General features: G+C 62.2%; 15 protein-coding genes. 13 read left to right on the top strand and 2 right to left on the bottom strand.

Going from position 1 to position 13437, the window contains the following annotated elements:
- Positions 1-51 precede the first annotated feature (51 nt).
- Both FJ954_RS25675 and gyrA read left to right on the top strand, forming a co-directional pair.
- A complete protein-coding gene (locus FJ954_RS25675; protein ID WP_015317715.1) occupies positions 52-882 on the top strand; it encodes an AraC family transcriptional regulator in 831 nt (276 codons plus the stop codon).
- A gap of 235 nt (positions 883-1117) precedes the next feature.
- Positions 1118-3916 carry a DNA gyrase subunit A gene (gyrA, locus tag FJ954_RS25670; RefSeq protein ID WP_015317716.1) on the top strand — a complete coding sequence of 933 codons (2799 nt, stop codon included), beginning with the start codon at positions 1118-1120 and terminating at the stop codon, positions 3914-3916.
- Positions 3917-3980: 64 nt separating this feature from the next.
- On the opposite strand, the gene FJ954_RS25665 is transcribed toward gyrA, so the two are convergent.
- A complete protein-coding gene (locus FJ954_RS25665) occupies positions 3981-4133 on the bottom strand; it encodes a hypothetical protein (protein ID WP_015317717.1) in 153 nt (50 codons plus the stop codon).
- Between the two features lie 194 nt (positions 4134-4327).
- On the opposite strand from FJ954_RS25665, the gene coaD reads away from it, so the two are divergent.
- Genes coaD through tgt form a run of 7 tightly spaced genes read left to right on the top strand, consistent with a single transcriptional unit; the run spans position 4328 to position 8907 of the window.
- Positions 4328-4828, top strand: coding sequence for a pantetheine-phosphate adenylyltransferase (gene coaD / locus FJ954_RS25660; RefSeq protein ID WP_015317718.1), 501 nt, complete (start codon positions 4328-4330; stop codon positions 4826-4828).
- 15 nt (positions 4829-4843) lie between these two features.
- Positions 4844-5431, top strand: a complete 588-nt coding sequence (locus tag FJ954_RS25655) for a peptidylprolyl isomerase (RefSeq protein ID WP_015317719.1) — start codon at positions 4844-4846, stop codon at positions 5429-5431.
- Positions 5432-5458: 27 nt separating this feature from the next.
- Positions 5459-5971 (top strand): peptidylprolyl isomerase, encoded by a 513-nt coding sequence (locus FJ954_RS25650; RefSeq protein ID WP_015317720.1) that lies wholly within the window; start codon positions 5459-5461, stop codon positions 5969-5971.
- A gap of 12 nt (positions 5972-5983) precedes the next feature.
- On the top strand, positions 5984-6433 hold the full coding sequence (locus tag FJ954_RS25645; RefSeq protein WP_015317721.1) for a DMT family transporter: 450 nt from the start codon (positions 5984-5986) through the stop codon (positions 6431-6433).
- 6 nt (positions 6434-6439) lie between these two features.
- Positions 6440-7525 (top strand): tRNA preQ1(34) S-adenosylmethionine ribosyltransferase-isomerase QueA, encoded by a 1086-nt coding sequence (gene queA, locus FJ954_RS25640; protein WP_015317722.1) that lies wholly within the window; start codon positions 6440-6442, stop codon positions 7523-7525.
- On the top strand, positions 7515-7784 hold the full coding sequence (locus tag FJ954_RS25635) for a hypothetical protein (protein WP_015317723.1): 270 nt from the start codon (positions 7515-7517) through the stop codon (positions 7782-7784). Before queA ends, FJ954_RS25635 begins: the two co-directional genes overlap by 11 nt.
- Entirely contained in the window at positions 7777-8907 is a 1131-nt protein-coding gene (gene tgt, locus FJ954_RS25630) for a tRNA guanosine(34) transglycosylase Tgt (RefSeq protein ID WP_015317724.1), read from the top strand. Before FJ954_RS25635 ends, tgt begins: the two co-directional genes overlap by 8 nt.
- Positions 8908-8913: 6 nt before the next feature.
- Here tgt and FJ954_RS25625 read toward each other — a convergent pair whose 3' ends face one another.
- Positions 8914-9333 (bottom strand): DUF4864 domain-containing protein, encoded by a 420-nt coding sequence (locus FJ954_RS25625; protein ID WP_015317725.1) that lies wholly within the window; start codon positions 9331-9333, stop codon positions 8914-8916.
- Positions 9334-9652: 319 nt separating this feature from the next.
- Between FJ954_RS25625 and FJ954_RS25620 the strand changes: the two genes are divergently transcribed.
- The 4 genes from FJ954_RS25620 to FJ954_RS25605 all read left to right on the top strand — a co-directional run bounded on the left by FJ954_RS25620 (position 9653) and on the right by FJ954_RS25605 (position 13419).
- Positions 9653-9889: an Lrp/AsnC family transcriptional regulator gene (locus FJ954_RS25620; protein WP_010909609.1), complete on the top strand. Its 237-nt coding sequence runs from the start codon at positions 9653-9655 to the stop codon at positions 9887-9889.
- A gap of 171 nt (positions 9890-10060) precedes the next feature.
- Entirely contained in the window at positions 10061-11473 is a 1413-nt protein-coding gene (locus FJ954_RS25615; RefSeq protein ID WP_181171261.1) for a circularly permuted type 2 ATP-grasp protein, read from the top strand.
- Between the two features lie 148 nt (positions 11474-11621).
- Positions 11622-12563, top strand: a complete 942-nt coding sequence (locus tag FJ954_RS25610) for an alpha-E domain-containing protein (protein WP_140616333.1) — start codon at positions 11622-11624, stop codon at positions 12561-12563.
- Between the two features lie 64 nt (positions 12564-12627).
- Positions 12628-13419 carry a transglutaminase family protein gene (locus FJ954_RS25605; RefSeq protein ID WP_140664319.1) on the top strand — a complete coding sequence of 264 codons (792 nt, stop codon included), beginning with the start codon at positions 12628-12630 and terminating at the stop codon, positions 13417-13419.
- Positions 13420-13437 lie beyond the last annotated feature (18 nt).

The following is a 13437-nucleotide window of genomic DNA, read 5'->3' as shown; positions in this document are numbered from 1 at the left end:
AATAGGTGCCGGCGGGGTTTTGGGCTTGGGAAAAATTGCTATATTTCAGCCATGACGGCGACCGCGAACACCCTTGCATCCGGACCTGGCTGGCACGTAGCGGATGTGATCTGCACGGCCAGCGCCGGCGACCGACCGTTCGAGGAAGTCCATCGGGATTTTTGCGTCGCGGCGGTCACCAGTGGCACCTTCCGCTATCGCGCACAGCAAGGCACCGCAATGCTCGCGCCAGGCAGCCTCCTGCTTGGCAATTCCGGCACATGCTACGAATGCGGGCACGAGCATGGCAGCGGCGACCGTTGCCTCTCCTTCCATTTCGGGCCGGCCTATATGGACCGGATCGTCGCCGACGTACCGGGCGCTGGGAAGCTCACCTTCGAGACGCCCCGCCTGCCGCCGTTACCCGCCATCGCACCGCTGCTGGCCGAGGCGGAAGCCGCGCGCGACATGGCCGACGCAGGCGCCTTCGAGGAACTTGCCCTACGCATCGCCGGTGCCGCCGTGGCGACAATCTCAGGCGCAAGGCACGCCAGTCGCGATCCAAGCCGCCGCGACCAGAAAAGGGTTGCCGAGGCGGTGAGGCGGATCGAACTGGATGCCGACGGACCGGTCTCGCTTCCAGCGTTGGCGGATGAGACCGCGACCAGTCCCTATCATTTCCTGCGCACCTTCCGGCAGGTTGCCGGCATGACGCCCTATCAGTACCTGCTCAGGACCCGATTGCATCGCGCGGCGGTGCGATTGCGCACGTCCAACGATGCCATCTCGGCAATTGCTTTCGAAGCCGGCTTCAACGATCTGTCGACTTTCAACCGCCGGTTTCGGCGCGTCATGGGCGAAACGCCTGGCCGGTATCGGTCCGGGCGCGTTGGCAGCCGCTGAAAAGTTGCCAGGAGCTCCAATTGATCGCGCTCGGGGCGTTCGTCTGGGGAAAACGGTCCATTGCCGGCTTTTGCCTTGCTGGCGGCGAAAGGGTCGTGGCCATATCGTCGCAATCAGTGGTATCCACTTGAAATTACCGCTAAAATTGACACTGGAAAAGTGCCCCGGACATTGGAGTTTCGGCCTCGCTTCCTATATAAGCAGCGAGTGATTCCTGATTAGATTGTGATCCGATTTGACCGACCAGAAGACACCGCGCGGCACAGACGGCGGCCCTAGCGGCATCGAGCCGATATCCATCATCGAGGAGATGCAGCGCTCCTATCTCGATTACGCCATGAGCGTGATCGTCAGTCGTGCGCTGCCCGATGTGCGCGACGGCCTGAAGCCGGTGCACCGTCGCATCCTCTATGCCGCCCATGAGAGCGGCTATCACTGGAACCGCAAATATGTGAAATCGGCGCGCCCCGTCGCCGACGTGATGGGTAAATACCATCCGCATGGCGACGCCTCGATCTATGACGCCCTGGTGCGCATGGCGCAGGACTGGTCGTTGCGCGTGCCGCTGATCGACGGGCAGGGCAATTTCGGTTCGATCGACGGCGATCCGCCGGCGGCGATGCGCTACACCGAATCGCGCCTGACCAAGGTCGCGCACGAGCTGTTGGAGGACATCGACAAGGATACCGTCGATTTCCAGGACACTTATGATGCTTCGGACACCGAGCCTAAGGTTCTGCCGGCGCGCTTTCCCAATCTGCTGGTCAACGGTTCGGGCGGCATTGCCGTCGGCATGGCCACCAACATCCCGCCGCACAATCTCGGTGAAGTCTGCAACGCCGCTATTGCCGTCATCGACAATCCGGCGATCGACCTGCCGGCGCTGATGGAGATCATTCCGGGCCCCGATTTCCCGACCGGCGGCATCGTGCTTGGCCGTTCCGGCATCTACAGCGCCTATTCCACCGGCCGCGGCTCCATCGTCATGCGCGGCAAGGTCAACATAGAGCAGCGCGGCAATGACCGCGAATCGATCATCATCACCGAGGTTCCCTACCAGGTGAACAAGGCCTCGATGATCGAGAAGATGGCCGAACTGGTGCGCGACAAGCGCGTCGAGGGCATTTCCGATATCCGCGACGAAAGCGACCGCCAGGGTTATCGCGTCGTCATCGAGCTCAAGCGTGACGCCGTTGCCGACGTCGTCCTCAACCAGCTCTACCGGTTCACGCCGCTGCAGACCTCTTTCGGCGCCAATATGGTGGCTCTGAACGGCGGCAAGCCGGAACTGCTGAACCTGACCGACATGCTGAAGGCGTTCGTCACCTTCCGCGAGGAGGTGATCAGCCGGCGGACGAAGTTCCTGCTGCGCAAGGCGCGGGACCGCGCCCATGTGCTGGTTGGCCTGGCCATCGCCGTCGCCAACATCGACGAGGTCATCAAGCTGATCCGTACCGCGGCGGACCCGCAGACGGCGCGCGAGCAGTTGATGGAGCGGCGCTGGCCCTCGGGCGATGTTGAATCGCTGATCCTCCTGATCGACGATCCGCGCCATCGTATCAACGAGGACGGCACCTACAATCTGTCCGAGGAACAGGCGCGCGCTATCCTCGAACTGCGCCTGCAGCGCCTGACCGCGCTTGGCCGCGACGAAATCGCCGATGAGTTGAATACGATCGGCGACGAGATCAAGGACTACCTCGACATTCTGTCGTCGCGCGCGCGCATCCAGCAGATCGTCAAGGACGAGCTCGCCGCCGTGCGCGACGAATTCGGCACGCCACGCCGCACCGAGCTCACCGATGGCGGCGCGGACATGGAAGATGAGGATCTGATCCAGCGCGAGGACATGGTCGTGACGGTGAGCCATTCCGGCTACATCAAGCGCGTGCCGCTGTCGCTCTATCGGGCGCAGCGCCGCGGCGGCAAGGGCCGCTCCGGCATGTCGACCAAGGAAGAGGATTTCGTCACCCGGCTGTTCGTGGCCAACACCCACACGCCGGTGCTGTTCTTCTCCTCGCGCGGCATCGTCTACAAGGAAAAGGTCTGGCGGCTGCCGATCGGCAACCCGCAGTCACGCGGCAAGGCGCTGATCAACATGCTGCCGCTGGAGCAGGGCGAGCGCATCACCACCATCATGCCGCTGCCCGAGGACGAGACGAGCTGGGGCGATCTCGACGTGATGTTCGCCACGACGCGCGGCACCGTGCGCCGCAACAAATTGTCCGACTTCGTCCAGGTCAATCGCAACGGCAAGATCGCCATGAAGCTGGAGGAGGAGGGCGACGAAATTCTCGGCGTCGAGACCTGCACCGACAATGACGACGTGCTTCTGACGGCGAATTCGGGCCAGTGCATTCGCTTCTCCGTCGGCGACGTGCGCGTCTTCCAGAGCCGCAATTCCGTCGGCGTTCGCGGCATAACCATGGCTGAAACCGACCGCATCATCTCCATGTCGGTGATCGAGCATGTCAATGCTTCACCGGCGGAACGCGCCGCTTACCTCAAGCGGGCGGCGTCGGAGCGGCGGCTTGCCGCCGAGACAGCCGGAGAGGAAGAAGAGATCGCGCTCACCAATGAGGAGATCGGCGAGGAGACCGAGCTTCCAGACGACCGCTACGAATTCCTCAAGGCGCATGAGCAGTACGTGCTGACGGTGACCGAATATGGATACGGCAAGCGCTCGTCGTCCTACGACTTCCGCCTGACCGGCCGAGGCGGCAAGGGGATCCGTGCCACCGACGTGTCCAAGGCAGCCGAAATCGGCCAGCTGGTGGCAACCTTCCCGGTCGGCAATGACGATCAGATCATGCTGGTGTCGGATGGCGGCACCGTCATCCGGGTACCCGTTAACGGCATCCGTTTCGCTAGCCGCGCCACCAAGGGCGTGACCATCTTCAACACGGCTGAAGGTGAAAAGGTGGTTTCGGTCGAGCGGATTTCGGAGCCGCAATCGGACGAGGAAGTGGAAGAGGCCGTCGAGGGTGGCGCGGGGCCGGATTCGAATGACAGCGGTCCGGACAACGCCGAATAGTTCCTGGTACGTTTGACATAGCAACGCCGGCCTGTCGGCCGGCGCGGCAGCGTTGCGGACTGTCTTAGTAGTGGCGATACGGCTTGCGCAGGCCAAAGCCTTCGAAGCGCTTGGTGGTGGCCTTGACGCGGATGCGCTGTGCTTCCTGATGCAGCCCGAATACTGTGGCGATCAGCATGGCGACGGTCATTGCGGTGGCGAGCATGTAGATCAGCATGTGCGTGTTCTCCTGCGCCTTACAACGGATATATGGGACTTTGGTTTCATCTTATTAAGGGTGCAGCCTAGTGAACGCTGCGTGAAGGCTTCGTGATCAGCGTGTTCATCTGTCGTTCATGCGCCGGAAAAGGTTCATGGGCCGCCTGCCAATCGGATTTGCCTTTGTGATAGAGGCTCGCTAGAAGCTCCGCCATGACCGAACGCATCGCCCTTTATGCCGGCTCCTTCGACCCGCTGACCAACGGCCATCTCGATGTGCTGAAAGCGTCGCTGGCGGTTGCCGACATTGTTTATGCCGCGATCGGCATTCATCCGGGCAAGAAGCCGCTGTTTTCGTTCGAGGATCGGGTGCAGTTGATCGAAGCCGCCGCGAAGGCCGAATTCGGCCGCGATGGCGCCCGCATCAAGGTGGTTGCCTTCGATGGGCTGGTGATCGATGCGGCCAGGAGAGAAGGCGCCTCGATCATGATCCGCGGTCTGCGCGACGGCACCGACCTCGACTACGAAATGCAGATGGCCGGCATGAACGAAACCATGGCGCCTGAATTGCAGACGGTTTTCCTGCCCGCCAGCCCGTCGGTGCGCACCATTACCGCCACACTTGTGCGCCAGATAGCCTCGATGGGCGGCGACATCCGCCCCTTCGTGCCGGCGGCCGTGGCCGGCGCGCTCACCGCAAAATTCGCGAAATAAGCTCGGAGAACCCTCATGCAGCTCAAAAGGCTCGCCTCATTCCTTGTTGTGCTCGCCGGTCTCGTGACCGCATCGGTCTCGGCCTATGCCGCAGATCCGGAAAACACGATGATCATCACGCTGAAAGATGGCGACGTGACCATCGCGCTGCGCCCCGATCTGGCGCCCAAGCATGTCGCGCAGATCAAGAAGCTGGTGCGTGACCATGCCTACGACAATGTCGCATTCCACCGTGTCATCGACGGCTTCATGGCGCAGACCGGCGACGTCAAGTTCGGCAACATGAATAAGGGTTTCAATGCCCAGGCCGTCGGCACCGGCGGCTCCGACCTGCCCGACCTGCCTGCCGAGTTCTCGCAGGCCGAGCATTACAAGCGCGGCGTGGTCGGCATGGCCCGTTCGCAGGATCCGAACTCCGCCAATTCGCAGTTCTTCATCATGTTCGCACCGGCGCCGCCGCTCGATGGCCAGTATACGATTGTCGGCAATGTCGTCAGCGGCATGGACCTGGTGGACAAGATCAAGAAGGGCGACGAGGCGGACAATGGCACGGTCACCGATCCCGACCGGATGATCAAAGTGCGCGTCGCCGCCGACAAATAGTTCCAATTTTACAAAAGGATATCTGACATGGCTGAGATCAAGGACCGTGAGAACGCGCTCATCATGGAAACGACCAAGGGCAAGGTCGTCATCGAACTGTTTCCCGATTTGGCTCCTGGCCATGTCGCCCGCATCAAGGAATTGGCGCGTGAAGGCGCCTATGACGGCGTCGTCTTCCACCGCGTCATCGAAGGCTTCATGGCGCAGACCGGCGACGTGAAATTCGGCAATTCCAGCAAGCCCAGCTTCGCGCCGTCTCGCGCCGGCATGGGCGGCTCGGAAAAGCCTGACCTGAAGGCCGAGTTCTCCAACGCGAACCACGGCCGCGGCACCTGCTCGATGGCTCGTTCGCAGAACCCGAACTCGGCCAATTCGCAGTTCTTCATCTGCTTCGACGACGCCGCGTTCCTCAACCGCCAGTACACGGTCTGGGGCCAGGTCATCGAGGGCATGGACAATGTCGACAAGATCAAGCGCGGCGAGCCGGTGCAGGATCCCGACAAGATCGTGTCCCTAAAGGTCGCGGCCGACGTCAAGTAAGGACAAACGACAATGATGGGCGTCGTCTGGTCGCTTCTCGGCATCCTGTCCGGCGCCTTCATTGCCATCCAGGCGCCGATCAATTCGCAGCTTGCGCGCGGCTTGGGTCTCCCGGTCGCGGCGGCAGCGTTTTCGTTCCTGTCGGGCGCGATCGTGCTTGGCATCATCTCCGTCACGGTGGTGAAGCTGCAAGGCATCTCGCTCGACTGGAAGGCGCCCGCGCCCTGGTTGTTTGTCGCCGGCGGCATGCTTGGCGGCTTCTATGTCACGCTTTCGACGATCCTGACGCCGCGCATCGGCGCGGCCGCCCTGATGGCGTTCCTGGTGGCCGGCCAGCTGCTCGCGGGTATGCTCATCGACCGCGTCGGCTTCCTTGGGGTCGCCGTGCGTGAAATCTCGCTCGGCCGCGTCGCCGGCGCGGTGCTTCTGCTGGCCGGAGCGCTGCTCGTTCGGCTGTTTTGAGTCCCGATGCGCGTCGACCTCTTTGACTTCGACCTGCCGGAGGAGCGCATCGCGCTTCGCCCGGCAGAACCGCGCGACAGCGCCAAAATGCTGGTGGTCAAGCCAGGCAAGGGGCTGGAGGACAGGACGGTTGGCGACCTGCCATCCTTGCTCCGCGCCGGCGACGTGCTGGTTTTCAACGACACCAAGGTCATTCCGGCGCAGTTGAAAGGCATCAGGCGGCGCGGCGAAGCACAGTCGCAAGTCGAGGCCACGCTGCACATGCGCATGGCGCCGGACCGCTGGCTGGCCTTCATGCGGCCGGGCAAGCGCATTGCCGCCGGCGACCGCATCCATTTCGGCCATGACGGCAATTCCTGTTTCCTCGGCCAGCTCGACGCCACCGTGATCGAAAAAGGCGAGGGCGGCGAAGCGCTGCTCGGCTTTGATCTATCCGGTCCTTTCCTCGACGAAGCGCTGCACGCGGTCGGCCACATTCCACTACCGCCCTACATCGCCTCGAAGCGCGATGACGACGAGCGCGATCGTGCCGACTACCAGACCATCTATGCCCGGGAAGAAGGCGCGGTAGCGGCGCCCACCGCGGGCCTGCACTTCACGCCGGCGCTTTTCGCGGCGCTGGACGCCAAAGGGGTCGAACGCCGCTTCGTCACCTTGCATGTGGGCGCCGGTACGTTCCTGCCGGTCAAGGCGGACGATACCGCGGACCATAAGATGCATGCCGAGATCGGCTCGGTCAGCCAGGCGACCGCCGATGCGCTCAATGCGGCGAAGGCGAGGGGCGGGCGCGTCATTGCCGTCGGTACGACCTCGCTGCGCCTGCTCGAGAGTGCGGCGCGTGAAGACGGCACGCTGGCGCCGTGGTCCGGACCGACCGACATCTTCATCACGCCCGGCTACCGCTTTCGCACGGCCGACATGCTGATGACCAACTTCCATCTGCCGCGCTCGACGCTGTTCATGCTGGTCTCGGCTTTCAGTGGCCTCGACACGATGCGTGCCGCCTATGCGCATGCCATCGAGAGCGGTTACAGGTTCTATTCCTATGGAGACGCCAGTCTTTTGTTCAGGGAGGAGAACGATGGACGATGATCTGCAGACCTTCGACCGCGACAAGCTGATCGCGGAAGTGAAAAGGCTGCGCGCCGGCATTCGCGCGCACCGCGATACATCAGGTCATGACCTCTGCTGGCATCACCCCGATCTGTGGGACCTGCTGCCGGAAAAGACCGAGCCGTCAATCGCGGTGCCGCCCTGGCCAAAATTCATGCGCGGCTGCATCCAGTACCGTCAGTCGCTCGACGAGCAGGCGCCGGATGCGCCGGTATTCGACAAGGAATTCAATGGCTGAGAATTTCACCTTCAGGGTGTTGGCGACCGATGGCAAGGCGCGGCGCGGCCTGATCGAGATGCCGCGCGGCGAAATCCGCACGCCGGCCTTCATGCCGGTCGGCACCGGTGGCACGGTCAAAGCCATGTACATGGACCAGGTGCGCGGCGTTGGTGCCGACATCATCCTGGGCAACACCTATCACCTGATGTTGCGGCCCGGGGCCGAGCGCGTGGCGCGGCTCGGCGGTCTGCACGAATTCGCCCGCTGGCCGCACCCGATCCTGACCGACAGCGGCGGTTTTCAGGTGATGTCGCTGTCGAAGCTGAGGAAGCTGACGGAAAAGGGCGTCACCTTCCGCTCTCACATCGATGGCGCGGCTTATGAGATGTCGCCGGAACGCTCGATCGAAATTCAAGGTCTGCTCGATTCCGATATCCAGATGCAACTCGACGAATGCACCGCGCTGCCGGCCGAGGTCAAGGAGATCGAGCGCGCCATGGAACTGTCGCTGCGCTGGGCGGAGCGCTGCAAGACGGCGTTCGGCGACCAGCCGGGCAAAGCGATGTTCGGCATCGTGCAGGGTGGTGACAACGCGGCGCTCAGGGTTCGCTCGGCACAGGCGCTGAGCGCGATGGAGCTCAAGGGCTATGCTGTCGGCGGCTTGGCCGTCGGCGAGCCGCAGGCGGTGATGCTCGACATGCTCGACATCACCTGTCCCGAACTGCCAGACGACAAGCCACGCTATCTGATGGGCGTGGGAACCCCGGACGATATCCTCAAATCGGTTGCGCGCGGCATCGACATGTTCGATTGCGTAATGCCGACGCGGGCCGGCCGGCACGGCCTGGCCTATACCAGGCGCGGCAAGGTCAACCTGCGCAACGCCCGCCATGCCGACGATCCGCGCCCGCTCGATGAAGAGAGCGACTGCCCGGCAGCCAGGGATTATTCGCGTGCCTATCTGCACCATCTGGTGCGCTCGCAGGAGGCGCTCGGCGCGATGCTGCTGACCTGGAACAACCTGTCCTACTACCAGAAGCTGATGCAGGACATCCGCGCCGCGATCGAAACCGGCACCTTCAAGACGCGTGGGGCCGAGATTTCCGAGGGCTGGACGAGGGGCGATATCCCGGCGCCGTAAGCCCGTTCAGGTGCTGAGCGAGTTCGACGCCCGCAGGCTGCAGCCGGTGATCTGGAATGTGCCGTCAGGCTGCTGCTGCAGCGTGTAGACCGCCTCATAATCCTTGCCGTCCGGGCCGACGATCAGTACCTGCTGGACGATAGAACCGGGACCAGTCTGCTCGACCTTGCCGAAAGCGTAGGACTGGGGTTTGCGCACAGGCGGGTAGCCATTGGTCACCATATTCATGAAGGCATCGACGGTCGGGAATATCTGCTTCACGTTTGGGGCGGCAAAGCTGTACGCCTTGGCGCCGTCATCGGCGATGAGGGCCTTCAACTGACTGTCGATGACGGCCTGACCAGCCTTGATCTCGGCATCTCCGGCAGACGCCTGGAAAGCCAGCATGAGCGAAACGAACGCGAATGCGAAAAAGCCGCGGCGCATGGCTTGTCTCCACCGTCCTCGAACCGCCTCCAGAAGTTCCAGGAGACATCCTAACATACGTGCCAGGGCGCCTCACGGTTTCAGCGGCCGCCAATATTCGTCGCGCCTCGGTGCAGAAGCCATGCACGAACGATATTGCAGGGCATGCCCGCGCTGGTGATCGGCGGCAGGCTCTGCAAGCACGGCATGCCGGTTGCGGGGCCGCGCGAGGCGGTGGCCGGGACCCCGCGCCGGCTAAGCGCGCATTCCAGTGCTTGAAAGGCTGCCTCCAGTCTGCCAGAAGGGCCGCTTGGACCTGGAAGTTTAGCGGGACGAAGCCATGAAGGCGTTTTTCGTGCAGATCAAATGCGAGCTGGGCAAATCCTATGAGGTTGCCAGCGCGCTTGCCGACGCCGAGATCGCCTCGGAAATCTACTCCACCGCCGGCAACTACGATCTGCTCGCCAAATTCTATGTCGACGACGAAGAAGACGTCGGCCATTTCGTCAACGAGAAGGTGCAGATTCTCCCCGGCATCAAGGACACGTTCACCGTCGTCACCTTCCGCGCCTTCTAGCAGTGCGAGGCGGTTGCCCGGGCACGAGGCAAAGGCTGATCAAGCTCGTATTTGGGCTGCCTTAATTTTAGGCAGCCGCAACATACTGATCGTCCGCTTCCCCCAAATCACCGATTGCGCTTGATTTTCTCCCACGACGCCAGTGAAATGGCTTCACAGGGGAGTATGCGATTGGCAGCGTTCGATGAAATGCTTCCGGAAGTCTCCGGATTGAGAAGACCGTATTCGGCTTACGATCGCTGGCTGAAGGAGCAGGATCCAGCCAGGCTTACCGAGAAGATGCAGGACGCCGAACGCGTCTTTCGCAAGACTGGCATTACCTTCGCCGTCTACGGCGAACAGGAAGCCTCCGAACGGCTGATCCCGTTCGACATCGTCCCTCGCATCATTTCAGGCAATGAGTGGCGGCGCCTGACGCAGGGCATCGAGCAGCGCGTCCAGGCGCTGAACGCCTTCCTCGACGACATCTACCATCGCCAAGAAATCCTGCGCGCCGGCCGCGTCCCAAGGGATCTGATCGCCAGGAACGAAGCCTTCCTGCCGGAGATGATCGGCGTGCGGCCGCCGGCCGGCGTCTATACCCACATTATCGGCGTCGACATCGTTCGCATCAGCGAGGACGAGTTCTACGTTCTGGAAGACAATGCGCGCACGCCGTCCGGTGTCTCCTACATGCTGGAGAACCGCGAAACGATGATGCAGCTGTTCCCCGAGTTGTTCCAGAAGATCAAGGTGCGGCCAGTGGAGAACTACCCGCAGCTGCTGCGCCAGTCGCTGGCGGCCGTGCGGCCGCAGAACACCGAGGGTGCCCCGACCATCGCGGTGCTGACGCCGGGCAGTTTCAATTCCGCCTATTTCGAACACGCTTTCCTTGCCGACCAGATGGGTGTGCAGCTTGTGGAGGGCCAGGACCTGCGAGTCGTCGACGGCCATGTCGCGATGCGCACCACCGAAGGCTACAAGCAGATCGACGTGCTTTACCGCCGCGTCGATGATTCCTTCCTCGATCCGCTGACCTTCAGGCCGGATTCAGCGCTTGGCATACCCGGCATCATGGATGTCTATCGCGCCGGCAATATCACCATCGCCAATGCGCCTGGCACGGGTATCGCCGACGACAAGGCGATCTATTCCTATATGCCGGAGATCGTCGAATTCTACACCGGCCGCAAGGCGATCCTCGGCAACATCCCGACCTGGCGCTGTTCGGAGCCGGACAGCCTGAAATATGTGCTCGAGCACATCCACGAACTGGTGATCAAGGAAGTGCATGGTTCCGGCGGCTACGGCATGCTGGTCGGCCCAGCGGCGACCAAGAAGGAATGTCAGGATTTCGCCAAGAAGCTGCAGGCCAAACCGTCTAATTACATCGCCCAGCCGACGCTCGCGCTCTCGACCTGTCCGATCCTGACGGAAAAGGGGCTGGCGCCGCGCCACGTCGATCTCAGGCCCTACGTCCTGGTCTCGGATCGCATCCAGATCGTGCCCGGCGGGCTGACGCGGGTGGCGCTGAAGGAAGGCTCACTGGTGGTGAACTCCTCCCAGGGCGGCGGGACGAAAGATACCTGGGTGCTGGATGATTGAGCTGAGCCGGTAGGGATTAGCGATTAGTGAGTAGTGAGTAGTGAGTAGTCAGCTACAGAGGGAAAGCGCATGTCATATCTCATATGGATTCAACTATTTACTACTGACTATTCACTAATCCCTACTCACTAGCCCGAAGGGCCTTCCCATGCTTCTCGGCCGCACCGCCAACGGGCTCTACTGGATGAACCGCTATATCGAGCGGGCGGAAAACATGGCGCGGCTGGTCGACGCCGGGCTGCGCATGGCGCTCACTCGCACCCAGAGCGCGTCGGAGGAGTGGAATTCGGTGCTGCTCAGCGCCGGCTCAGACATCACCTTCAAGCAGAAATACCCGGACTATACCGCGGCCAATGTCTCTGATTTCCTCTTGCGCGACACGTCGAACCCATCGAGCACGATGTCGTCGATCGAGACCGCCCGCAACAATGCGCGCATGGTGCGCACCGCGCTGACGCGCGAGACATGGGAGAGCATCAACGAAGCCTGGATGGCGCTGAAACGGATGCTGGCGAGGCCGATCGACGAGCGCGACCTGCCCAACGTGCTCGACGCGATCAAGCGCGAGACCGCGCTGATCCGCGGCTCGTTTTACGGCACCATGCTGCGCAACGAGATCTTCGATTTCTCGCAGCTCGGCACCTATGTCGAGCGCGCCGACAACACCGCGCGCATCCTCGACGTGAAATACTACGTGCTGTTGCCGTCGATCTCCTGGGTCGGCTCGACGCTCGACAACTATCAGTGGGAATCGATCCTGCGCTCGGTGTCGGCGCATCGCTCGTATCGCTGGGTTTATGATGCCGACTATAAGCCGACCAACATCGCCGACTACCTGATTCTCAACGTCCGCATGCCGCGATCGCTGACCTTCTGCTATCGCTTCCTGGCAGAGCATCTGAAGTTCCTGGGCGACGACTATGGCGAGCGCCATGCCTGCCATGCGACGGCGCAAAACACGCAGGCAATGCTGCAAGCAGGATCGATCAAGGACATATTCGACGCCGGGCTGCACGAGTTCCTGGCCGGGTTCATTCGCGACAACACCAGGCTCGGCGACGAGATCGCGCAGGACTACAGGTTTTATTGAGCATGATGCCGGGAAGTGGATATCGGTTTTCGCTAGAGATCATGCACGCGAACGGAAGATGGCCATGCGGCTGAAAATCACGCACCGGACCGAATACCGCTACGACGCACCGGTGCAGTATTTGCTCCAGAGGCTGCGGCTGCTTCCCGTGAGCGGGCCGACTCAGACCGTGCTGTCCTGGGCGCTGAAGGTCGAGGGTGCGCGCGAGGAAGTGCGATTTACCGACCATTACGGCAACGACAACAGGCTGTTGAGCGTCGAGGGTGACCACGACTTCATTACAGTCGAAGCGCTGGGCGAGGTGGTGACGCGCGATACATCGGGTGTTTGCGGGCCTCATCAAGGCTTCGCGCCACTCTGGTTGTTCGCGCAGGAGACCGCTTTGACCATGATAGGCGGCGGCATCCGTGATCTTACCGAGGCGGTCGGCAAGGGCACCGACCTTGACAGGCTGCACCGGCTGATGGCCGCCATTGGTGAGCGCGTCGCCTACACGCCGGGGACAACCAATGCGACGACCTCGGCCGAGGAAGCTTTGGTACTGAAAACCGGAGTCTGCCAGGACCATAGCCACATCTTTGCCGCCGCGGCGCGCGCCATGGGATTTCCGGCCCGTTATGTCAGCGGCTATCTGATGATGGATGCAGTGGAGCAGGCAGCAAGCCACGCCTGGGCAGAAGCGCATGTCGCGGGCCTCGGCTGGGTTGCCTTCGATCCCGCCAACGGTATTTCTCCCGACGAACGCTATGTGAAGGTGGCCACCGGCCGCGACTACCGTGACGCTTCGCCTGTGTCGGGAATTCGACTGGGACAGGCGGAAGAACTGCTTGCGGTCACCGTCACGGTAGAGCAGTAATCCCCCAGGGATTACCGC

The sequence above is a fragment of the Mesorhizobium sp. B2-3-15 genome (assembly GCF_006442875.1).
In the GTDB taxonomy this organism is placed as follows: Bacteria; Pseudomonadota; Alphaproteobacteria; order Rhizobiales; family Rhizobiaceae; genus Mesorhizobium; species Mesorhizobium australicum.
Note: the sequence above shows the minus strand (reverse complement) of the source record. Positions and strands in the feature narration are given on the sequence as shown.